The sequence below is a fragment of the Blautia sp. HCP3S3_C4 genome (assembly GCF_052064095.1).
GTDB lineage: Bacteria > Bacillota > Clostridia > Lachnospirales > Lachnospiraceae > Blautia_A.
On the sequence record NZ_JBQHWF010000003.1, the window covers coordinates 25711 to 47463 of the forward strand.

Consider the following 21753-nt stretch of genomic DNA (forward strand, 5'->3'; position numbering starts at 1 on the left):
TGTGTTTTTGAGAGATTAGAAGAAATGAGGGGCATTACCTATGTCGAAGTTTTTGAAATTTATTGTACATTTTATTGTTATCTGTACTATTATATGCGTTGTCGGCCTGGCTGTTCCGCCTTTTCTGGGAATTACAACAGAGATCCTGGATGACTCCAGCAAGGAAACCAATCTTCCGATGGGATCAGTTACCTATGCAATTCCTGTGAAAACGGAGGAAGCTGCTGTGGGAGATTCCATTCTTTATCAGGGAGACTCCAAGGCTTACAAATATATGATCACCGAGATCGATCAGAAGAATAAGACCTTTCAGGTTATCGATGCTTCCAATTCCAAAGAGAAAGCTCTTACAGTACAGGCGAAGGAGTACTTCCCAAAGGTAGTGATCACTATAGGATATGTAGGATATCTTCTGATCGCCACTGAAAGTATTGAGGGACTTATTATTCTGGGACTGGCTGTACTTTTCCTGATTATCCTCTATATTATAGCAGAGCTGTGGAAGAAAGATCCCCAGGATGATTATGATGAGATGGATACAGAGCCCGGTTATGTGAAAAGTAAGAAAGAACTGAAACGGGAAGAAAAAGCCAGACAACGGAGATATAAAGAAGAAGAAAAACAGATCAGAAAAGAAGAAAAGCAGAACCGAAAGGGAGCAGATGCCCCCAGAAAAAAAATACGTACCGGTGGCTTCGTGGATACGATCTATGAGGATGAACTGGAACCGGACAACGAAAAGCCGGTTACAGTACAGACTGCTACCAGCGAGGCTCATGAGCTGCTGAAAAAGGAAATTGCAGCAGCAACAGCAGATGAGCCGGAGACGCAGCAGGAGGAGCCGGAGAAAGAAGTGGTGATTTCTCCTACAGAAAATATTGTGACACATCTAAAGGAAGCGCTGGAAGAAGAAAAACAGGAGCCGGAAGCACCTGTGGATGAGGAAGAAGAGACAGAATCACTTCCTATAAGACGTATGGCAATCCCGGTATGGTCAGCAGCACAGATTGCAGAGAGTGCCAAAAACCAGGGAGATGCCCCTGATATAGTGAAAGATGATATTACAAAGGTTACACTTTTTGATTACTCAGATATTGTAGCCGGTGCCAAACCTGCATCTGCGGAAAAACAGAATTAGGAATGAGTAAATGCGGAATCTGATATACATTCAGGTTTCGCATTTGTTATTGTGCAAAATGTCTGCATTTTTCGGGCGAATGCCTGATCACAGGGTAGAATAAACAAAAAATAAAAAAGTAAAAAAAATACTTGCAATTTCCCAAAAGGTCGTGTATACTCCTATTTGTTGTGACATTGATAGCAATGAAGCGCGAGGTTGCTGCCAGACAGATGGCAGGTTTTCCGTGGAGCGAATGTCAAGTTTGAAAACTGACGACAAGTCACTGTACAAGTTCAGAAAGACCATCATGGGATGGGCGTGTGTGGAAAAAATTGATGACACACACGGAGATGTGTACAGTCGCCGCTTGTCGTACTGCTTGAAAAGTACGAATAGGAGGAGACTTTTTTTATGGCAAATCAGGTAATGAGAATCACATTAAAGGCATATGATCATCAGTTAGTAGATGCATCTGCTGCAAAAATCATCGAAACTGTTAAAAAGAACGGAGCAATGGTAAGCGGACCGGTTCCACTTCCTACAAAGAAAGAGGTTGTTACAATCTTAAGAGCCGTTCACAAATACAAAGATTCCAGAGAGCAGTTTGAGCAGAGAACACATAAGAGACTGATCGATATTCTTACACCAACCCAGAAGACAGTAGATGCGCTGTCCAGACTGGAAATGCCTGCAGGTGTTCATATTGATATCAAAATGAAGACCAAATAAGCATCTTAAATTATGATAATGCTTTAAGCATTAAGCTATTTACTATATGATTGCCGGTAATCGGTAATCCGCTATAAGGAGGAAGAAAGAAATGAAGAAAGCTATTTTAGCTACTAAAGTCGGAATGACTCAGATCTTCAATGAAGACGGCCAGTTAATTCCGGTAACAGTTTTACAGGCTGGTCCTTGTGTCGTAACTCAGGTTAAGACAGAAGAAAACGACGGATACGCTGCAGTTCAGGTTGGATTCGGCGACATCAGAGAAAGCCTTGTTAACAAACCGGAAAAAGGACACTTTGACAAAGCTGGCGTTGCAGTAAAGAGATTCGTTAAAGAGTTCAGATTTGATAACGCTGCTGAGTATGCAGTAGGACAGGAAATTAAAGCTGATATCTTTGCAGACGGCGATCACATTGATGCAACAGCTGTTTCCAAAGGTAAAGGTTTCCAGGGTGCGATCAAGAGACACGGCCAGTCCAGAGGACCTATGGCTCACGGCTCCAAATATCACCGTCATGCAGGTTCCAATGGTGCTTGTTCTGATCCGAGCAAGGTATTCAAAGGAAAACACATGCCAGGTCATATGGGAAATGTTCAGGTTACTGTACAGAACCTTGAGATCGTACGCGTAGATACAGAGAATAACTTACTGTTAGTTAAGGGTGCTGTTCCAGGACCTAAGAAATCTTTGGTAACAATCAAAGAGACAGTAAAGTCCTTATAATAAGAAAGGAGGAGCACACAAATGGCAAACGTAACTGTTTATAATATGGAAGGCAACGAAGTTGGAACAATGGAACTGAATGATGCAGTGTTTGGCGTAGAAGTCAATGAGCATCTTGTTCACCTTGCTGTTGTTCGTCAGCTTGCAAATAATCGCCAGGGTACTCAGAAAGCTAAAACTCGTTCTGAAGTAAGCGGCGGCGGAAGAAAACCGTGGAGACAGAAAGGAACAGGTCATGCTAGACAGGGTTCCATCCGTGCACCACAGTGGACTGGCGGCGGTGTTGTATTCGCTCCGGTACCAAGAGATTATGAAGTAAAAATGAACAAGAAAGAAAGAAGAGCTGCTTTAAAATCTGCTCTGACTTCCAAAGTTCAGGACAATAAATTAGTAGTTGTTGATGCTCTTACATTAGCAGATGTTAAGACAAAGGAAATGCAGAAGGTTCTTACAAACCTGAAAGCAGAAAAAGCTCTGGTTATCACAGCAACAGATGACAAGAACGTAATCCTTTCTACAAGAAACATCGCTGATGTTCAGACTGCAACTCCAAGTACAATCAACGTATACGATGTTATGAAACACAACACCGTAATCGTAACCAAAGATGCTGTAGCATCCATCGAGGAGGTATATGCATAATGGCTGATATCAAGTACTATGACGTAATCAAGAAACCAGTGATTACAGAAAAATCCATGAATGCAATGGCTGAAAAGAAATACACTTTCTTAGTTCATCCAGAAGCAAATAAATCTCAGATCAAAGAAGCTGTAGAGAAAATGTTCGAAGGAACAAAAGTAAAGAGCGTTAACACCATGAATATGGATGGAAAGAAAAAACGCCGTGGTATGACAGTTGGAACAACTGCTAAAACCAAAAAAGCTATCGTGGCTCTGACAGAAGACAGCAAAGATATTGAAATCTTCGAAGGACTTTAATTAACAGATAGCGATTATACGCATTCAAAAGCGTGAGGACAAATTTGAAAGGAGAACAAAAATGGGAATCAAAAGTTATAACCCATATACACCGTCTAGAAGACATATGACTGGTTCCGATTTCTCAGAGATCACAAAATCTACACCAGAGAAATCTCTTACCGTGTCTTTAAAGAAAAACGCTGGACGTAACAACCAGGGTAAAATCACAGTTAGACACCGCGGAGGCGGAAGCAGAAGAAAATACAGAATCATCGACTTCAAGAGAAGAAAAGATGGAATCGCTGCAACAGTAGTTTCCATCGAGTATGATCCAAACAGAACAGCAAACATCGCTCTTATCTGCTATGCAGATGGCGAGAAAGCATATATCCTTGCACCGGAAGGCTTAAAAGTAGGCCAGAAAGTCATGAACGGAGCAGAAGCAGAAGTTCGTGTTGGTAACTGCTTACCATTAGAGCTTATCCCGGTTGGTACTATGGTACACAACATTGAGCTTCATCCTGGAAAGGGCGGACAGATGGTTCGTTCTGCTGGAAACGGCGCTCAGTTAATGGCTAAAGAAGGCAAATACGCAACACTGCGTCTGCCATCTGGTGAAATGAGAATGGTTCCGATCGTATGCCGCGCATCTGTTGGTGTTGTCGGAAACGGAGATCACAACCTGATTAACATCGGTAAAGCCGGACGTAAACGTAACATGGGTATCAGACCTACTGTTCGTGGTTCCGTAATGAACCCGAATGACCATCCACATGGTGGTGGTGAAGGAAAGACCGGTATCGGTCGCCCAGGTCCATGCACTCCATGGGGAAAACCTGCTCTTGGTCTGAAGACAAGAAAGAAAAACAAACCGTCCAACAAGCTCATCGTAAGAAGACGCGATGGAAAAGCTTTATCGAAATAATAAGGAGGATTAAGCATGTCTCGTTCACTGAAAAAAGGACCTTTTGCAGATGCAAGCTTACTGAAAAAAGTAGATGCGTTAAACGCTGCAAATGATAAATCCGTTATCAAAACCTGGTCACGCCGTTCTACAATCTTCCCGTCCTTCGTAGGACACACAATCGCTGTCCATGACGGAAGAAAACACGTGCCGGTATATGTAACAGAGGATATGGTTGGCCACAAACTTGGTGAGTTCGTTGCAACCAGAACCTACAGAGGACACGGAAAAGACGAAAAGAAATCCGGTGTTCGCTAGTATTTGACTTTATATTCTGTCTGCTGCAATGCAGCAGGCAGGTTTAACCTGATATTGAGAGAAAATGGAAAGGAGGCACTTTAAAATGGCAAAGGGACATAGAAGCCAGATAAAAAGAGCCAGAAATGAGAGTAATAGAGAGACAAGACCGTCTGCAAAATTATCTTACGCAAGAATTTCTGTTCAGAAAGCCTGCTACGTGTTAGATGTAATCCGCGGTAAAGATGTGCAGACAGCACTTGGTATCTTAACATACAACCCAAGATACGCTTCCAGCGTGATCAAGAAACTTCTTGAGTCAGCAATTGCAAATGCTGAAAACAACAACGGAATGAATGCAGACAACCTCTACGTTGCAGCCTGCTATGCAGATAAAGGACCTACAATGAAGAGAATTCAGCCAAGAGCACAGGGTAGAGCTTACAGAATCGAGAAGAGAACAAGCCATATCACCATCGTGCTGGATGAAAGATAAGGAGGAAAAGCATGGGACAGAAAGTTAACCCACATGGCCTTAGAGTCGGTGTTATCAAGGATTGGGATTCAAGATGGTATGCTGATGCAGACTTCGCTGATTACCTGGTAGAAGACTACAACATCAGAACATTCCTTAAAAAGAAATTATACAGCGCAGGTGTTTCCAAGATTGAAATCGAAAGAGCATCTGACAGAGTTAAGATCATCATCTACACAGCTAAACCTGGTATCGTAATCGGTAAGGGCGGAGCTGAGATCGAAAAAGTAAAAGCTGAATTAAAGAAATTCACAGACAAAAAACTTATCGTAGATATCAAAGAAGTAAAGAGACCAGACAAGGATGCTCAGTTAGTAGCAGAGAATATCGCACTGCAGCTTGAGAACCGTATCTCTTTCAGACGTGCTATGAAATCTACAATGCAGAGAACAATGAAGGCTGGAGCTAAAGGTATCAAAACATCCGTATCCGGACGTCTTGGTGGAGCTGATATGGCTCGTACAGAGTTCTACAGCGAAGGAACTATTCCGCTTCAGACACTTCGTGCAGATATTGACTATGGATTCGCAGAAGCAGACACAACATACGGCAAAGTTGGCGTAAAAGCTTGGGTCTACAATGGCGAAGTACTTCCAACAAAAGGAACTAAGGAAGGGAGCGATAAATAATGTTAATGCCAAAAAGAGTAAAACGTCGTAAACAATTCCGTGGCTCCATGAGAGGAAAAGCCCTTAGAGGTAATAAGATCAATTATGGTGAATTCGGACTTGTTGCAACCGAACCGTGTTGGATCCGTTCCAACCAGATCGAGGCAGCCCGTGTTGCTATGACCCGTTATATCAAACGTGGTGGTCAGGTTTGGATTAAGATTTTCCCAGATAAACCAGTAACAGCGAAACCAGCAGAAACACGAATGGGTTCCGGAAAAGGTACTCTTGAATACTGGGTAGCAGTTGTTAAGCCAGGACGTGTAATGTTCGAAATCGCAGGCGTTTCTGAAGAAATCGCTCGTGAAGCATTACGTCTTGCTATGCACAAGTTACCATGTAAATGCAAAATCGTTTCTCGTGCAGACTTAGAAGGCGGTGATAACAGTGAAAATTAATAAATTCGTGGAAGATTTAAAGGCAAAATCAGCTGCAGAATTGAATGAAGAATTAGTAGCTGCTAAAAAAGAACTTTTCAATCTGAGATTTCAGAATGCAACTAACCAATTAGACAATACAAGCCGTATCAAAGAGGTTCGCAAGAACATTGCAAGAATCCAGACAGTGATCACTGAGCAGGCTAACGCTTCCAAATAATAGGAGGAAACTATCGTGGAAAGAAATCTGAGAAAAACCCGCGTGGGTAAGGTTGTCAGCAATAAGATGGACAAGACCATTGTTGTTGCTATTGAAGACCATGTAAAACATCCTCTTTACAAAAAAATCGTGAAGAGAACATATAAATTAAAAGCTCATGACGAAAATAATGAGTGTAATATCGGTGATACCGTAAAAGTTATGGAAACCAGACCGTTATCCAAGGATAAGAGATGGAGACTGGTTGAGATCGTAGAGAAAGTTAAATAAGGAGGATACCAGTATGATTCAGCAGGAAACAAGACTGAAGGTTGCCGACAACACTGGTGCAAAAGAAATCCTTTGTATTCGTGTTATGGGCGGCTCTACAAGAAGATATGCAAACATTGGCGATACAATCGTTGCTACTGTTAAAGATGCAACACCAGGTGGCGTTGTTAAAAAAGGTGACGTTGTAAAAGCTGTTGTAGTTAGAACTAAAAAAGGCGCTCGTCGTAAAGACGGATCTTACATCCGTTTCGATGAAAATGCTGCCGTAATCATTAAAGACGACTTAACTCCGAGAGGAACACGTATCTTTGGACCAGTTGCCAGAGAACTTCGTGAGAAGAAATTCATGAAGATCGTTTCCTTAGCTCCGGAAGTATTATAGGAGGGTGCCTAATGTCAGCTATGAAAATTAAAAAAGGTGATACTGTAAAGGTTATCGCTGGTAAAGATAATGGCAAAGAGGGTAAAGTCCTTGCAGTTAACGCAAAAGACAATACCGTAGTTGTTGAGAACATCAACAAGGTTACAAAACACAGCAAACCATCTGCTGCAAACCAGCAGGGTGGAATCATCACAAAAGAAGCTCCTCTTCATATCTCCAACGTTATGTTAGTTGTTGATGGACAGGCTACAAGAGTAGGCTTCCAGATGGACGGAGATAAAAAAGTCCGTGTTGCTAAAAAGACCGGTAAGGTTATCGATTAATTAAGAGAGGAGGCATGACAAGTGAGTAGATTAAAAGAAATGTACAAAAATGAGATCATGGATGCCATGACCAAAAAATTTGGATACAAAAATGTTATGGAAGTGCCAAAACTCGATAAGATCGTAATCAATATGGGTGTTGGTGAAGCCAAAGAAAACGCTAAGCTTCTGGATGCTGCAATCGCAGATATGGAGCTGATCACAGGACAGAAAGCAATCGCTACAAAGGCTAAAAAATCTGTCGCTAACTTTAAGATCAGAGAGGGTATGCCGATCGGATGTAAAGTTACATTAAGAGGAGAAAAGATGTATGAGTTCGCTGATCGTCTGATCAACCTTGCACTTCCTCGTGTACGTGACTTCCGTGGTGTTAACCCGAACGCATTCGATGGCCGTGGAAACTATGCTCTGGGTATCAAAGAGCAGCTGATCTTCCCGGAAGTTGAATATGATAAAGTTGACAAAGTAAGAGGTATGGATATCATCTTCGTTACTACAGCAAAGACTGATGAAGAAGCTCGTGAATTACTGACATTATTCAATATGCCGTTTGCAAAATAATAGGAGGAACGATTCATGGCTAAAACAGCAATGAAAATCAAACAGCAGCGCAAAGCTAAATTCTCCACAAGAGAATATACACGTTGCAACATTTGTGGACGTCCACATTCTGTTTTAAGAAAATACGGAATCTGCAGAATCTGCTTCCGTGAATTAGCTTACAAAGGACAGATCCCGGGCGTTAAGAAGGCTTCCTGGTAGGAACCGGATTTCAATATTAATAAACGATCGGCTGATTTATCAGTCCGGTCATGTGTCCAAGCGAGATTTATGATAAAACAGGTAACAATGTAAACAATAAATATACATGCACATGTAAAGTCTGAATTATAGGAGGAAACTAACATGACAATGAGCGATCCAATCGCAGATATGCTTACAAGAATCCGTAATGCAAATACTGCAAAACACGACACAGTAGATGTTCCGGCATCCAAAATGAAAATTGCAATTGCTAACATCCTTGTTGATGAAGGATATATTGCAAAATATGATTTAGTTGAAGACGGAGTTGTTAAAACTCTTCATATCACACTGAAATACGGTGAAGACAAAAACGAAAAAATCATCACTGGTTTAAAGAGAATCTCCAAACCTGGTCTTCGTATCTACGCAGGCAAGGATCAGCTTCCAAAAGTTCTTGGTGGACTTGGAATCGCAATCCTTTCAACAAACAAAGGTGTTATTACTGACAAAGAAGCTCGCAAACTTCAGGTTGGCGGCGAAGTATTAGCATTCGTTTGGTAATTTGAACCAAGATTTTTTATAGAGAACAAACTGAAAACAGAGAGGATGAAACATCCTCTCCGATAATCTAAGTAAGGAGGACAAACATATGTCACGAATTGGTAGACTTCCGGTTGCTATTCCTGCAGGCGTAGAAGTAAAAGTCGCTGAAGGCAACGTAGTAACTGTAAAAGGACCAAAAGGAACACTCGAAAGAGCACTTCCTACAGAAATGGAAATCAAAGTTGAAGATGGTCATGTAGTAGTATCCAGACCAAACGACTTAAAGAAAATGAAATCTCTTCACGGTTTAACAAGAAGCTTGATCCACAACATGGTTGTTGGTGTAAGCGAAGGCTATACAAAAGAGCTTGAAGTTAACGGTGTAGGTTATAAAGCAGCAAAACAGGGCAAAAAGCTTGTGCTTAGCCTTGGATATTCTCATCCGGTAGAAATGGAAGATCCAGACGGAATCGAAACCAAAGTTGATGGTAACAAGATTATCGTATCCGGTATCAGTAAAGAAAAAGTCGGCCAGTTTGCAGCTGAGATCAGAGACAAGAGAAGACCTGAGCCATACAAGGGCAAAGGTATCAAGTATGCTGATGAAGTTATCAGACGTAAAGTTGGTAAGACTGGTAAGAAATAATTCAGGAGGGTGAGAAAATGGTAAATAAAGCATCTAGAGCGAAAATTCGTGAGAATAAGCATAGAAGATTACGTCATCATTTAAACGGAACTGCAACAATACCTCGTTTAGCAGTATTTCGTTCCAACAAGCATATGTATGCTCAGATCATTGATGACACTGTAGGAAAAACTTTAGTATCTGCTTCTACTCTTCAGAAAGAAGTAAGAGCTGAGTTAGAGAATACTGATGATGTAGCAGCAGCTGCACATTTAGGAACCGTTATTGGTAAGAAAGCTGTTGAAGCTGGTATCGAAAGCGTTGTTTTCGACAGAGGAGGCTACATGTACCACGGTAAAGTTAAAGCACTGGCAGACGCAGCAAGAGAAGCTGGGCTGAAATTCTAATAAGGAGGAGCGAAACACATGAAACGTAATCTTATTGATGCTAGTCAGTTAGAATTAGAAGATAAAGTAGTATCAATCAAGCGTGTTACCAAGGTTGTTAAAGGTGGTCGTAACTTCCGTTTCACAGCTTTAGTTGTTGTAGGTGACGGCAACGGACACGTTGGTGCAGGTTTAGGTAAAGCAGCCGAAATTCCTGAAGCAATCCGCAAAGGAAAAGAGGATGCTATGAAAAAATTAGTTACAGTAGCAAGAGACGAAAACAACTCTATTACACATGACTTCGTTGGAAAATACGGAAGCGCTGAAATGCTTCTGAAGAGAGCTCCGGAAGGTACTGGAGTTATCGCCGGCGGTCCTGCCCGTGCGGTAATCGAGTTAGCTGGTATCAAAAACATCCGTACAAAATGTATGGGATCCAGAAACAAACAGAACGTTGTTCTTGCAACAATCGAAGGCTTAAGACAGTTAAAAACTCCAGAAGAAGTTGCTAAACTTCGTGGAAAATCTGTTGATGAGATTCTGGCTTAAGGAGGAATACAAAAATGGCAGATACATTAAAAGTTACATTAGTAAAATCTCCTATTGGTGCAGTTCCGAAGCATAAAAAAACTGTTGTAGCTATGGGTCTTACAAAAATGCACAAAACAGTTGAAATGCCAGATAATGCTGCAACCAGAGGAATGATTCAGCAGGTACAGCACCTGGTAAAGGTTGAAGAAGCTTAATTGCGATTTAACCAGAGAGAACTCTGATATGGATCTGATTTAAGCCTGTTATTCACAAGAGTAGCGGGAACATACAGAAACATATTCAGAAAAGATACGATCTGAACTTATAGATTTGAAATAATAATAAGGAGGTGCCAACATGGAATTATCAAACTTAAGACCAGCAGAAGGTTCTAAGCACAGCGATAACTTCAGAAGAGGCCGTGGACATGGTTCTGGAAACGGCAAGACAGCCGGTAAAGGACACAAAGGACAGTTAGCTCGTTCCGGTCACAAGAAACCGGGATTTGAAGGTGGACAGATGCCTTTATACAGACGTCTGCCTAAGAGAGGATTCAAAAACAGAAATACAAAAGAGATCATTGCAATCAACGTTGACGTACTGAACCGTTTTGAAGATGGTGCAGAAGTTACAGTAGAAAGCTTACTTGCAAACGGTGCAATCTCCAAGATCGCTGATGGCGTTAAAATTCTTGGAAACGGTGAGCTGACAAAGAAACTTAATGTCAAGGTTAACGCTGTCAGCGAGACTGCAAAATCAAAAATTGAAGCTGCTGGTGGTACAGTAGAGGTGATCTAATGTTTGAAACTCTTAAAAATGTTTTTAGAGTGAAAGAAATGAGACGTAAACTGCTGTATCTGATATGGATGATATTTATCATCCGTATCGGCTGCCAGATCCCGGTTCCGGGTGTTGACAGTGATTTCTTCAAACAGTGGTTCAGCAGCAATACCGGAGATGCATTTAACTTCTTTGATGCATTTACCGGTGGCTCATTTGAGCGAATGTCAATTTTCGCATTGAACATCACACCATACATTACATCTTCCATTATCATTCAGCTTCTTACCATTGCCATTCCGTCACTGGAAGAAATGCAGCGTGATGGTGAAGAGGGAAGAAAAAAGATGACCGCGATCACACGTTATGTGACAGTCGGTCTTGCATTGTTTGAATCTGTTGCGATGGCAATTGGTTTTGGCCGCCAGGGCATGATCCCGAACATGAATTTCTTTAAAGGTGTGGTAGTAGTAGCCTGCCTTACAGCCGGTTCAGCTATGCTGATGTGGCTGGGTGAGCGTATTACAGAAAAAGGTGTTGGAAATGGTATTTCCATCGTACTTACTATTAATATCATCTCCAGAGTGCCAAGCGACTTAGCTTTGTTATATGAGAACTTTATTAAAGGAAAGACCATTGCAAAAGGTACTCTTGCAGGAATCATTATTGCAGCTGTTATCCTTGTAGTAGTAGTTCTGGTACTTATCCTTAACGGAGCAGAGAGAAGAATCCCTGTACAGTATTCCAAGAAAATGGTGGGAAGAAAAATGATGGGCGGTCAGTCCACCAATATCCCTCTGAAGGTAAATACTGCAGGTGTTATTCCTGTCATTTTTGCATCATCCCTGATGTCTTTCCCAACTGTTATTGCACAGCTGACCGGTAAAGGCAACGGAACAGGAATCGGAAGTGAGATCCTGAGAGGTCTTTCTTCTAATAACTGGTGTAATCCTTCTCAGCTTCAGTATAGTTGGGGACTGGTTCTTTACATCGTGCTTTGCGTTTTCTTTGCATATTTCTATACTTCCATCACATTCAATCCGCTGGAGGTAGCAGACAATATCAAAAAGCAGGGTGGTTTTATCCCAGGCATCCGTCCTGGAAAACCTACGTCAGATTATTTGACTAATATCTTAAATTATATTATATTTATAGGTGCAGTAGGTCTTATTATTGTGTGCGTAATCCCATTTATCTTTAATGGTGTATTTGGAGCAAATGTTTCCTTTGGTGGTACATCTATCATCATTATCGTAGGAGTTATCCTTGAGACAGTGAAACAGATTGAATCTCAGCTTCTCGTGCGTAATTACAAAGGCTTCCTGAACAATTAAAAATGAGAGGTTGTGGTGCATTGCATCACAGCCTTGATTTGCTAAAAAAGAAAACGGAGGGTATTATCTTATGAAAATCATTATGTTAGGTGCACCGGGAGCAGGAAAAGGAACTCAGGCGAAGAAAATTGCTGCGAAATATCAGATTCCGCACATTTCTACCGGAGATATTTTCCGCGCAAACATCAAAAATGGAACAGAACTGGGTAAAAAAGCAAAAACTTATATGGATCAGGGACTTCTTGTACCTGATGAACTGACCTGTGATCTGGTTGTGGATAGAATAAAACAGCCGGATGCAGCAAATGGCTATGTACTGGATGGTTTTCCAAGAACAATTCCTCAGGCAGAGTGTTTAACAGAAGCTCTGAACAAACTGGGAAGTAAAGTTGACTATGCAATCGATGTGGATGTTCCGGATTCCAATATTGTAAATCGTATGTCCGGAAGACGTGCCTGCCTGAAATGTGGTGCTACTTATCATGTAGTACATGCAGCACCGAAGGTTGAGGGCGTTTGTGATACCTGTGGAGAGAAACTGGTGCTTCGCGATGATGACCAGCCTGAAACAGTTCAGAAACGTCTTAATGTATACCATGAGCAGACACAGCCGCTGATCGATTATTATACTAAAGAGGGAATTTTAAAATCAGTAGATGGCACAAAGGATCTGGAAGAGGTATTTGCAGATATTGTTGCCATCCTGGGAGAGTAATCGGGTGTTTTCAAACACCATCTGGAGGTAAAATGTCGGTTTCTATCAAGACAGAACATGAAATTGAACTTATGAGAGAGGCAGGACATCTGCTTGAGAAAGTGCATGATGGACTGATCCCGTACATTAAACCGGGAGTGAGCACCAAGGAGATTGACCGTATCGGAGAACAGATGATACGTGATATGGGCTGTATCCCGAATTTTCTGAACTACGGAGGATTTCCCGGATCATTCTGTATCAGTCTGAATGATGAGGTAGTTCATGGAATCCCGTCTGAAGAGAAAATCATTCAGGAGGGAGACCTTGTAAAGATTGATGCCGGTCTTATTTATAAGGGGTATCATTCTGATGCAGCGAGGACTTATGCTGTCGGTGAGGTTTCACCGGAGGCACGTAAGCTGATGGATGTGACCAGAGAGTGTTTCTTTGAAGGACTTAAGGCCGCACGTGCAGGAAATCATCTGAATGATATTTCCAAAGCGATCGGTGCTCACGCTGCCAAATATCATTACGGAATTGTCCGTGACCTGGTTGGACATGGAATCGGCACTCACCTTCATGAGGATCCGCAGATCCCTAATTTTCCACAGAAGAGAAGAGGAGTTCGTCTGATGCCGGGTATGACACTTGCTGTAGAGCCTATGATCAATCTGGGACGAGCAGATGTGGCATGGCTGGATGATGAGTGGACAGTTGTAACTATGGATGGTTCTCTTTCTGCTCACTATGAGAATACGATTCTTATTACAGACGGAGATCCGGAGATTCTGACTCTTACGAAATAATTGGACGACATACAGGAGGTTTAAAATGTCAAAAGCAGATGTAATTGAAGTGGAAGGCACTGTTCTGGAAAAGCTGCCTAATGCGATGTTTAAAGTGGAACTGGAGAACAAACATGTGGTGCTTGCACATATCAGTGGAAAGTTACGTATGAATTTCATCCGTATTCTTCCCGGAGATAAAGTTACAATTGAACTGTCTCCGTATGATCTGTCCAAGGGCAGAATTATCTGGAGAGATAAATAAGAAATATTGACTGCATTTGGTGCAGTGATGAGAAAGAGGGCCGGAGAAATCTGGTTCTCTTTTTTTGCGCTGTAAAGGAAATGCGTAGAAAAATGCGATTTTATTCAAAAAAGTGCTTGCATTTTATTTTTTGTTGTGATACTATATAACCCGAACGCGCAGATAGTATGTCTTTTTGCGTGTTCAAAACTGCAGATTTTAATGAATTTACGGAAGGAGGATTTCCAGTGAAAGTAAGATCATCTGTAAAGCCGATCTGCGAGAAATGCAAGATCATCAAGAGAAAAGGATCCATCAGAATTATCTGTGAGAATCCAAAACACAAACAGCGTCAGGGTTGATTCACTGATTCAGGTTTGTGAAACGTGCGGCTGCAGTGTGAGACACCCGGAAGGGTTGTTCAGACTGTTTAAATAGTTTTAGCATGTATTGCCTAATACCGAGAGGCAACGTTGGCCCGTTGGCCGCAACATTCGGAAAGGCTGCTATTCGCCAATTGCAGCTGGGTGTTTTACCGAGGCACCCCAATTAGGAACTAAGAAATAATGAAAGCAGGTGACAGATGCACCCCATTTCACCTTGCGGATCAAATGGATCAGTAAGTGGTGTACAGGCACTATGGAAGCTTTCAAGTAAGAAAATGGAGGAAACAGTACATGGCTCGTATAGCTGGTGTAGACTTACCAAGAGAAAAACGTATTGAAATCGGTCTTACCTATATTTATGGTATTGGTAGACCAAGCGCTGACAAAATTCTTGCAAAGGCTGAGGTTAATCCTGACACACGTGTCAGAGATCTGACTGATGACGAAGTAAAGAGACTGAGCGCAGTAATTGATGAAACAATGACAGTAGAAGGTGACCTTCGTCGTGAAATCGCCCTCAACATTAAGAGACTGCAGGAAATCGGATGCTACAGAGGTATCCGTCATCGTAAAGGACTTCCGGTTCGTGGTCAGAAGACTAAGACCAACGCTAGAACACGTAAAGGTCCTAAGAGAACAGTAGCTAACAAGAAGAAATAATTCTTTGTAACAAATATATTTGATAATCAGGAAAGTGTAGGTTAGTTTTAAAATGGCTAAAGTGACAAAAAAAGCGACAACAAAACGTCGTGTCAAGAAAAACGTTGAACACGGACAGGCACATATTCAGTCTTCTTTCAACAATACAATTGTTACCCTGACTGATAATGAAGGAAATGCTCTTTCATGGGCAAGTGCCGGTGGTCTTGGATTTAGAGGTTCAAGGAAATCTACTCCTTATGCAGCACAGATGGCAGCTGAGACTGCAACAAAGGCTGCTCTTATTCATGGTTTAAAAACTGTAGACGTTATGGTAAAAGGACCAGGTTCTGGACGTGAAGCAGCAATCCGTGCCCTTCAGGCATGCGGACTGGAAGTAACAAGCATCCGTGACGTAACTCCGGTACCACACAATGGTTGCCGCCCACCAAAACGCAGAAGAGTCTGATTGATTTAGAATATTAGGAGGTATTTGAGAAATGGCAGTAAATAGAGTGCCTGTTCTGAAAAGATGCAGATCCCTTGGCCTGGATCCGATTTATTTAGGAATTGACAAAAAATCCACAAGACAGTTAAAACGTGCAAATCGTAAAATGTCTGAGTATGGTTTACAGTTAAGAGAAAAACAGAAAGCAAAATTCATCTACGGAGTTCTGGAAAAACCTTTCCACAACTACTATGACAAAGCGGATAGAATGCCTGGACAGACTGGTGAAAACCTGATGATCATGCTGGAGAGCAGACTTGACAATGTAGTATTCCGTATGGGATTTGCAAGAACAAGAAGAGAAGCTCGTCAGATCGTTGACCACAAGCATGTACTTGTAAACGGAAAATGTGTAAACATTCCTTCCTACCTTGTAAAAGCTGGTGATCAGATCGAAATCAGAGAAAAATCCAAAGGTTCTGAGAGATACAAAGCTGTTCTCGAAGTAACAGGTGGACGTCTTGTTCCAGAATGGATCGATGTAGATCAGGAAAACCTGAAAGGAACTGTAAAAGAGCTTCCAAACAGAGCTGCTATCGATGTTCCGGTTAACGAGATGCTTATCGTCGAGTTGTACTCCAAATAATCCATAGGATTATAATTAATACCCTCAAACTTTCATTAACCCAGAAGGAGGGAACCCTATAGTGTTTGATTTTAATAAACCAAAAATCGAGATTACTGAATTATCCGAAGATAAGAGATTTGGCAGATTTGTAGTTGAGCCTCTGGAAAGAGGATATGGACTTACATTGGGAAATTCTTTAAGAAGAATTATGCTGTCTTCCCTGCCGGGTGCAGCAGTAAGCCAGGTCAAAATTGATGGTGTGCTTCACGAATTCAGCTCTATTCCGGGCGTAAAAGAGGACGTAAGCGAAATCATCATGAATCTGAAGAGCCTTGCAATCAAGAACCACAGTACAGATAATGAGCCGAAAACAGCATACATTGAGTGTGAAGGTTCCGGTGTGGTAACTGCAGCAGAAATTCAGGCTGACCAGGATATCGAGATCATGAATCCGGATCAGGTGATCGCTACCTTAAATGGTGGTAAAGACTGCAGACTGGCTATGGAGCTTACTATTACAAAGGGTCGTGGATATATCAGTGCTGAAAAGGGTAAATCTGATGATATGCCGATCGGTGTACTTGCAGTGGATTCCATTTATACACCGGTTGACAGAGTAAATATGAGTGTAGAGAATACCCGTGTTGGTCAGGTAACTGATTATGATAAGCTGACACTGGATGTGTATACAAATGGTACACTGGATCCGGATGAGGCAGTAAGCCTTGCAGCAAAAGTATTAAGCGAGCACTTAAGCCTTTTCATTGATCTTTCCGAGAATGCAAAGACCGCTGAGGTTATGATCGAGAAAGAAGACAATGAAAAAGAAAAAGTTCTGGAAATGAGCATTGATGAACTTGAGTTATCAGTTCGTTCCTATAACTGCTTGAAGAGAGCCGGCATTAATACAGTTGAAGAATTATGTAACAAGACTTCTGATGATATGATGAAGGTTCGTAACCTGGGTCGCAAGTCATTAGAAGAGGTTCTTGCAAAACTGAAAGAGCTGGGATTACAGCTTCAGCCAACAGAAGAGTAAGAACTCCCCTAACGAAGAGATTATACGGTGGGAATGCCTAAGCAGCCGGACAGTAAGACCGAACAAGCGTGTCCGGCTGTCCCACAGATGGAGGAAAATCAAATGGCAAAATATAGAAAATTAAGCAGAACTTCTGATCAGAGAAAAGCATTACTGAGAAGCCAGGTAACAAGCCTTTTATATCATGGAAAAATCGTTACCACAGAAGCTAAAGCAAAAGAAATCCGTAAAATCGCAGAGAGCCTGGTAGCTATGGCTGTTCGCGAAAAAGATAACTTCGAAACTGTTACTGTAACTGCTAAAGTTGCACGTAAAGATGCTGAAGGCAAGAGAGTGAAAGAAGTTGTTGACGGAAAGAAGAAGACTGTATACGATGAAGTTCAGAAAGAGATCAAGAAAGATACTCCTTCCAGACTTCATGCTCGTCGTCAGATGATGAAAGTTTTCTATCCGGTTAAAGAAGTACCTGCAAAGGGCGCCGGAAGAAAGAAAAACACAAAAGACGTAGATATGGTTGCTAAAATGTTCGAAGAGATCGCTCCAAAATATGCTGACCGTAACGGTGGTTACACAAGAATCGTAAAGATCGGACCACGTAAAGGTGATGCAGCAATGGAAGTACTCATCGAGTTAGTATAATTGCTTAAATTTCCAAAAACAGAGCTGTATATATGTGGCGTAAGCCATGTATATACAGCTTTTTTATGTTATAGGAAATTATTCTGTAATGTGCCTATAACATAAAAATTTGTAGGAATAATTTTCTCCTTGATTATTAGATGAGGATAGCGTAAAATCGTAGAGAACAATGATTTATACTATTTAGCAAATCTTTATAAAATACATAAGTGAAGATCGCAGGGGAAAATGCATAGGAACCTGTGATCAGGAGAACATAATTGAAACAAGATAAGAAGAAAAGTAAAGCAGGAATATTTGGCCGAATGCTGCTTCTTTTTTTGGAAATGATGGGGATTGCAGCTTTTTTGTGGGGGCAGGAGGTATTTCCTGCTTCTGTAACTACACCGGCTTTTTCCTGGGAGAATTATAAAACTGTGGCACATGCACTGGGAGGAATCGGAGATAAGACCTATCTGAACTCAAAGGAAAGTTTTCTGGCCAGTTATCAGATGGGATGCAGACTGTTTGAGGTAGACCTGACAAAGACTTCTGATGGCGTCTGGGTATGCCGCCACAGTTGGACACAGCCTATGGGACAGTGGGAAGGAGATAAGGCAAGAGTTCTTTCTGAAGCAGAGTTTCTTTCCAGTCCTATCTATAGAAAATATACACCTATGACCCTGGCAGATTTTCTGAAACTGCTGAAAAACTATCCTGATGCATTTGTGATGCTGGATTCCAAACAGTATTCGGTGAGAAGCTACCAGACCACAGTGGAGGATTATGCAGACTATCTGGAGATCGCGGAAGCTGCGGGAGCAGAGGAAGTGTTGGATCAGATCATACCTGAGATTTATACGCAGCCTATGTTTGCAGGAACTGCATTGCTTTATAATTTCCCAACTTATATCTATTCTCTGTGGCAGGAATATTCTGTAAAGGACCTGAAGGAAATTGCATCTTTTTGCAAGGAAAAAGGGATTCCTGCAGCTACCGTATATTACAAATATTGGAGTGAAGATGTGCAGGATATTTTTGACAAAAAGGGAATAAAGCTTTATATTTATACTGTAAATGATCTGAAGGAAGCAAAAGAATATATGCAGAAAGGTGTTGCCGGCATATGTTCCGATTATCTTCAGGACAGAGATCTGAATTTGGATAAAAAGGATATAGATAAACATGAAAATTAGAGTGATGATTGCTGTGACTGCAGCAAAACTGGCAGGATACATCTGCAAGAAAATGGGAAGGCAGGGGGTGACCTGGGCTGGTAAGATCGCGCTGGGTATCTGCCCGGATATTCTGGAACAGCTTTCCTCTCAGGTGCGCAAGGGCATTTTTGCAACCTGTGGAACCAATGGAAAAACCACAACCAATAATATGCTCTGCGCAGCTCTGGAGGCTGAAGGGCAGAAGGTAATCTGTAACCATACAGGCTCCAATATGTTAAATGGAGTAGTGGCAGCTTTTGTACTTGCTGCGAAATGGAATGGAAAGATTGATGCAGATTATGCATGCATTGAGGCAGATGAAGCATCAACCAGACATATTTTCCCACGGATCAAACCGGACTATATGCTTTTGACAAATCTGTTCCGGGATCAGCTGGATCGTTACGGTGAGATTGATATTACCATGAAGATCCTGGAGGAAATGATGCAGAAGATTCCGGACATGAAGATCATTGTCAATGGTGATGATGCCCTGTCAGCCTACCTGGCTATGGATGCCGGAAACCCCTATGTTACTTATGGAATCAGTAAACCTGTGATACAGTCTGCAGCTAATGAGATACGAGAGGGACGTTTCTGTAAACGCTGTGGAGAGAAACTGGAGTATGGTTTCTATCATTACAGCCAGTTAGGTGACTATCACTGTCCGAAATGTGGTTTTGCAAGACCTGAGCTTAACTTTGATGCTGAGGATGTAAAGGTGGGAGATCAGTTAAGTTTCCGGGTGGAGGATAAGCATATAGTTGCCAATTATAAGGGATTTTATAATGTATATAATATTCTGGCTGCTTATGCCGCAGTACGTACAGCAGGATTTGCGGGAGATCATTTCCAGGATATGCTTCAGAAATTTAATCCTGAAAACGGCAGAATGGAGCAATTCCGAATCATGGGAACCGGAGTTACCCTGAATCTTGCAAAAAATCCGGCAGGATTTAACCAGAATATTTCTGCTGTGATGCAGGACAAATCACCTAAGGACATCATAATTGCCATTAATGATAATGCCCAGGACGGGACAGATATTTCCTGGCTGTGGGATGTGGATTTTGATCTTCTGGGTGAGGAGAGCATCCGATCAATTACAGTCAGTGGTATCCGTTGTCAGGATATGCGTCTCCGTCTGAAATATGTGGATATTCCTTCTATTCTGGAGGGCGATGTGGAGAAGGCAATCCGTGACCGTGTAAAAGATGGAGTAGGAAATCTGTATGTACTGGTAAATTACACCGCATTGTTCAGTACCAGGAATATTCTGAAGAAGCTGGAGGGTGAGAAATCATGAAAATTACAATAGGGCATTTATATCCGGATCTTCTGAATCTGTACGGGGACAGAGGAAATATCCAGTGTCTGATGAAGAGATGTCAGTGGCGTGGAATTGAGGCCGAGACTATTCCCTTTGAACTGGAGGATGAAATTGATTTTTCAAAGCTGGACATTGTGCTGCTGGGCGGAGGTTCCGACCGTGAGCAGATGCTGGTATGCGAAAAGCTTAAGGAAATTCAGAAGGATTTTAAAGCCTATGTAGAGAATTATGGAGTTGTGATCGCAATTTGTGGTGGTTATCAACTTTTGGGAAATTATTACAAAACAGAGCAGGGAACCATGAAGGGACTGGAATTGGTAGATCTGTACACAGAGCAGGGAGAAGGACGTCTGATTGATAATATCGTACTGCAAAGCGATCTGTTTGATATGCCTATTGTAGGTTTTGAGAATCACGGAGGAAGAACCTATATTAAAGATAATAAGCCCTTGGGAAAGGTTTTATATGGTGCAGGAAATGACGGAAAATCAGGATATGAGGGCGTTGTATATAAAAATGTGATCGGAACCTATCTTCACGGACCTCTTCTGCCAAAAAATCCACAGCTTGCAGACTGGCTGATCAGCCATGCGCTGGAACAGAAGTATGGAAAAAAGATAGAACTTGCACCGCTGGATGACAGTCAGGAAAAAGAAGCAAATGAGTATGTATACCACAGATTTGTAAGGGGATAATATGGCGAAATCATGTAATCAAAAGAGTAAGATTTTATATCTGGAAAAGATGCTGAACGAAAGTGCGGGAGGAAAGCCTATTACTATGCAGGAAATCCTGTCAACTCTTGAAGAGCATGGAATCCGTGCTGAGAGAAAAAGTATTTATGATGATATGGAAACTCTCCGGGAATTTGGTATGGAGATACAGTATAAGAGAGGCCGTGAGGGCGGTTACTATCTGGAGCGGTCTGCAGATCCTGAGATACAGCAAGGGAAGTCTGTACAGGAGGAAAAGAAAACAGAAGCTACAGAAACAGTGAAGACAGAAGTGGTAAAGACTGTAGCTCCTGAAATCCCTGTAAAAGGGGAAAAGGAGTTGAAGTTTCTCTGCAGAAATTCTGTAAAAGAAAAGATTTTTGATACTTTTGGAAAAGATATTTCCTGTAAAGCCAAGGGAAGTGATAATTTCCTTGTTGTTGTACAGACAGAGCCTGACGAAAAATTTTATGGCTGGCTGACTTCTATGGGAAGAACTGTACATATTGTGAAGCCAAAGAAAGTGGCTATTGCTTATCGAGATTATCTGAAAAGTATTGCCAGAGACTATAAGGGAATTGAAAAATAAGA

At 41.7% G+C, this 21753-nt stretch carries 36 protein-coding genes; all 36 read left to right on the forward strand.

Annotation, left to right across the window (positions count from 1 at the left end; genetic code table 11):
* Positions 1-40: 40 nt before the first annotated feature.
* The 36 genes from ACTNC6_RS03625 to ACTNC6_RS03800 all read left to right on the forward strand — a co-directional run bounded on the left by ACTNC6_RS03625 (position 41) and on the right by ACTNC6_RS03800 (position 21751).
* A complete protein-coding gene (locus ACTNC6_RS03625; protein ID WP_441032468.1) occupies positions 41-1138 on the forward strand; it encodes a hypothetical protein in 1098 nt (365 codons plus the stop codon).
* A gap of 393 nt (positions 1139-1531) precedes the next feature.
* Positions 1532-1849 (forward strand): 30S ribosomal protein S10, encoded by a 318-nt coding sequence (gene rpsJ, locus ACTNC6_RS03630; protein WP_019162501.1) that lies wholly within the window; start codon positions 1532-1534, stop codon positions 1847-1849.
* 91 nt (positions 1850-1940) lie between these two features.
* A complete protein-coding gene (gene rplC, locus ACTNC6_RS03635) occupies positions 1941-2573 on the forward strand; it encodes a 50S ribosomal protein L3 (protein WP_173743545.1) in 633 nt (210 codons plus the stop codon).
* Between the two features lie 21 nt (positions 2574-2594).
* A complete protein-coding gene (rplD, locus tag ACTNC6_RS03640) occupies positions 2595-3215 on the forward strand; it encodes a 50S ribosomal protein L4 (protein ID WP_173743544.1) in 621 nt (206 codons plus the stop codon).
* Positions 3215-3514, forward strand: coding sequence for a 50S ribosomal protein L23 (gene rplW, locus ACTNC6_RS03645; protein WP_008707251.1), 300 nt, complete (start codon positions 3215-3217; stop codon positions 3512-3514). The genes rplD and rplW overlap by 1 nt, the downstream gene beginning before the upstream one ends.
* 61 nt (positions 3515-3575) lie before the next feature.
* On the forward strand, positions 3576-4421 hold the full coding sequence (rplB, locus tag ACTNC6_RS03650; protein WP_173743543.1) for a 50S ribosomal protein L2: 846 nt from the start codon (positions 3576-3578) through the stop codon (positions 4419-4421).
* Positions 4422-4436: 15 nt separating this feature from the next.
* Positions 4437-4718, forward strand: coding sequence for a 30S ribosomal protein S19 (gene rpsS, locus ACTNC6_RS03655; protein ID WP_008707255.1), 282 nt, complete (start codon positions 4437-4439; stop codon positions 4716-4718).
* Between the two features lie 85 nt (positions 4719-4803).
* Positions 4804-5193 (forward strand): 50S ribosomal protein L22, encoded by a 390-nt coding sequence (gene rplV, locus ACTNC6_RS03660; protein WP_008707257.1) that lies wholly within the window; start codon positions 4804-4806, stop codon positions 5191-5193.
* Positions 5194-5204: 11 nt separating this feature from the next.
* Positions 5205-5861, forward strand: coding sequence for a 30S ribosomal protein S3 (rpsC, locus tag ACTNC6_RS03665; RefSeq protein WP_008707259.1), 657 nt, complete (start codon positions 5205-5207; stop codon positions 5859-5861).
* On the forward strand, positions 5861-6298 hold the full coding sequence (gene rplP / locus ACTNC6_RS03670) for a 50S ribosomal protein L16 (RefSeq protein ID WP_019162497.1): 438 nt from the start codon (positions 5861-5863) through the stop codon (positions 6296-6298). The genes rpsC and rplP overlap by 1 nt, the downstream gene beginning before the upstream one ends.
* Positions 6288-6497 (forward strand): 50S ribosomal protein L29, encoded by a 210-nt coding sequence (gene rpmC / locus ACTNC6_RS03675; protein WP_019162496.1) that lies wholly within the window; start codon positions 6288-6290, stop codon positions 6495-6497. The genes rplP and rpmC overlap by 11 nt, the downstream gene beginning before the upstream one ends.
* 15 nt (positions 6498-6512) lie before the next feature.
* A complete protein-coding gene (gene rpsQ, locus ACTNC6_RS03680) occupies positions 6513-6767 on the forward strand; it encodes a 30S ribosomal protein S17 (RefSeq protein ID WP_008707264.1) in 255 nt (84 codons plus the stop codon).
* 13 nt (positions 6768-6780) lie between these two features.
* Positions 6781-7149 carry a 50S ribosomal protein L14 gene (gene rplN, locus ACTNC6_RS03685; protein WP_019162495.1) on the forward strand — a complete coding sequence of 123 codons (369 nt, stop codon included), beginning with the start codon at positions 6781-6783 and terminating at the stop codon, positions 7147-7149.
* Between the two features lie 11 nt (positions 7150-7160).
* Entirely contained in the window at positions 7161-7472 is a 312-nt protein-coding gene (gene rplX, locus ACTNC6_RS03690; protein WP_008707266.1) for a 50S ribosomal protein L24, read from the forward strand.
* Positions 7473-7493: 21 nt separating this feature from the next.
* Positions 7494-8033, forward strand: a complete 540-nt coding sequence (gene rplE, locus ACTNC6_RS03695; RefSeq protein WP_008707267.1) for a 50S ribosomal protein L5 — start codon at positions 7494-7496, stop codon at positions 8031-8033.
* 15 nt (positions 8034-8048) lie between these two features.
* The gene (locus ACTNC6_RS03700) at positions 8049-8234 is read left to right on the forward strand and encodes a type Z 30S ribosomal protein S14 (protein WP_019162494.1); all 186 of its coding nucleotides are present in this window, start codon (positions 8049-8051) and stop codon (positions 8232-8234) included.
* A gap of 144 nt (positions 8235-8378) precedes the next feature.
* Positions 8379-8780, forward strand: a complete 402-nt coding sequence (gene rpsH / locus ACTNC6_RS03705) for a 30S ribosomal protein S8 (RefSeq protein WP_019162493.1) — start codon at positions 8379-8381, stop codon at positions 8778-8780.
* 88 nt (positions 8781-8868) lie between these two features.
* Complete coding sequence (rplF, locus tag ACTNC6_RS03710; protein WP_173743542.1) at positions 8869-9408, forward strand: 50S ribosomal protein L6; 540 nt, start codon at positions 8869-8871, stop codon at positions 9406-9408.
* Between the two features lie 17 nt (positions 9409-9425).
* Positions 9426-9794: a 50S ribosomal protein L18 gene (gene rplR, locus ACTNC6_RS03715; RefSeq protein ID WP_441032490.1), complete on the forward strand. Its 369-nt coding sequence runs from the start codon at positions 9426-9428 to the stop codon at positions 9792-9794.
* A gap of 18 nt (positions 9795-9812) precedes the next feature.
* Positions 9813-10322, forward strand: a complete 510-nt coding sequence (gene rpsE, locus ACTNC6_RS03720; protein ID WP_019162490.1) for a 30S ribosomal protein S5 — start codon at positions 9813-9815, stop codon at positions 10320-10322.
* A 14-nt stretch (positions 10323-10336) separates the two neighbouring features.
* Positions 10337-10519, forward strand: a complete 183-nt coding sequence (gene rpmD / locus ACTNC6_RS03725; RefSeq protein ID WP_019162489.1) for a 50S ribosomal protein L30 — start codon at positions 10337-10339, stop codon at positions 10517-10519.
* 142 nt (positions 10520-10661) lie between these two features.
* Positions 10662-11102 carry a 50S ribosomal protein L15 gene (gene rplO, locus ACTNC6_RS03730; protein ID WP_433845303.1) on the forward strand — a complete coding sequence of 147 codons (441 nt, stop codon included), beginning with the start codon at positions 10662-10664 and terminating at the stop codon, positions 11100-11102.
* On the forward strand, positions 11102-12418 hold the full coding sequence (gene secY, locus ACTNC6_RS03735; protein ID WP_441032495.1) for a preprotein translocase subunit SecY: 1317 nt from the start codon (positions 11102-11104) through the stop codon (positions 12416-12418). Before rplO ends, secY begins: the two co-directional genes overlap by 1 nt.
* Positions 12419-12488: 70 nt before the next feature.
* Positions 12489-13133 (forward strand): adenylate kinase, encoded by a 645-nt coding sequence (locus ACTNC6_RS03740; protein ID WP_118509294.1) that lies wholly within the window; start codon positions 12489-12491, stop codon positions 13131-13133.
* Between the two features lie 32 nt (positions 13134-13165).
* Positions 13166-13921: a type I methionyl aminopeptidase gene (gene map / locus ACTNC6_RS03745; protein WP_173743539.1), complete on the forward strand. Its 756-nt coding sequence runs from the start codon at positions 13166-13168 to the stop codon at positions 13919-13921.
* 25 nt (positions 13922-13946) lie between these two features.
* A complete protein-coding gene (infA, locus tag ACTNC6_RS03750; protein ID WP_005428560.1) occupies positions 13947-14165 on the forward strand; it encodes a translation initiation factor IF-1 in 219 nt (72 codons plus the stop codon).
* Between the two features lie 227 nt (positions 14166-14392).
* Positions 14393-14506: a 50S ribosomal protein L36 gene (rpmJ, locus tag ACTNC6_RS03755; protein WP_026077040.1), complete on the forward strand. Its 114-nt coding sequence runs from the start codon at positions 14393-14395 to the stop codon at positions 14504-14506.
* Positions 14507-14821: 315 nt separating this feature from the next.
* Positions 14822-15190, forward strand: coding sequence for a 30S ribosomal protein S13 (rpsM, locus tag ACTNC6_RS03760; RefSeq protein ID WP_008707282.1), 369 nt, complete (start codon positions 14822-14824; stop codon positions 15188-15190).
* A gap of 52 nt (positions 15191-15242) precedes the next feature.
* Positions 15243-15638 carry a 30S ribosomal protein S11 gene (rpsK, locus tag ACTNC6_RS03765; RefSeq protein ID WP_019162483.1) on the forward strand — a complete coding sequence of 132 codons (396 nt, stop codon included), beginning with the start codon at positions 15243-15245 and terminating at the stop codon, positions 15636-15638.
* 31 nt (positions 15639-15669) lie between these two features.
* Positions 15670-16263: a 30S ribosomal protein S4 gene (rpsD, locus tag ACTNC6_RS03770; protein WP_173743538.1), complete on the forward strand. Its 594-nt coding sequence runs from the start codon at positions 15670-15672 to the stop codon at positions 16261-16263.
* Positions 16264-16324: 61 nt separating this feature from the next.
* Positions 16325-17284 (forward strand): DNA-directed RNA polymerase subunit alpha, encoded by a 960-nt coding sequence (locus ACTNC6_RS03775; protein WP_019162481.1) that lies wholly within the window; start codon positions 16325-16327, stop codon positions 17282-17284.
* A 102-nt stretch (positions 17285-17386) separates the two neighbouring features.
* Entirely contained in the window at positions 17387-17923 is a 537-nt protein-coding gene (locus ACTNC6_RS03780) for a bL17 family ribosomal protein (RefSeq protein WP_441032509.1), read from the forward strand.
* Positions 17924-18183: 260 nt separating this feature from the next.
* A complete protein-coding gene (locus tag ACTNC6_RS03785) occupies positions 18184-19098 on the forward strand; it encodes a phosphatidylinositol-specific phospholipase C/glycerophosphodiester phosphodiesterase family protein (RefSeq protein WP_441043260.1) in 915 nt (304 codons plus the stop codon).
* Positions 19088-20425 carry a MurT ligase domain-containing protein gene (locus tag ACTNC6_RS03790; RefSeq protein WP_303243461.1) on the forward strand — a complete coding sequence of 446 codons (1338 nt, stop codon included), beginning with the start codon at positions 19088-19090 and terminating at the stop codon, positions 20423-20425. Before ACTNC6_RS03785 ends, ACTNC6_RS03790 begins: the two co-directional genes overlap by 11 nt.
* Positions 20422-21144, forward strand: coding sequence for a type 1 glutamine amidotransferase (locus ACTNC6_RS03795; protein ID WP_303243462.1), 723 nt, complete (start codon positions 20422-20424; stop codon positions 21142-21144). Before ACTNC6_RS03790 ends, ACTNC6_RS03795 begins: the two co-directional genes overlap by 4 nt.
* 1 nt (position 21145) lies before the next feature.
* Positions 21146-21751 carry a hypothetical protein gene (locus tag ACTNC6_RS03800; protein WP_441043261.1) on the forward strand — a complete coding sequence of 202 codons (606 nt, stop codon included), beginning with the start codon at positions 21146-21148 and terminating at the stop codon, positions 21749-21751.
* Positions 21752-21753 lie beyond the last annotated feature (2 nt).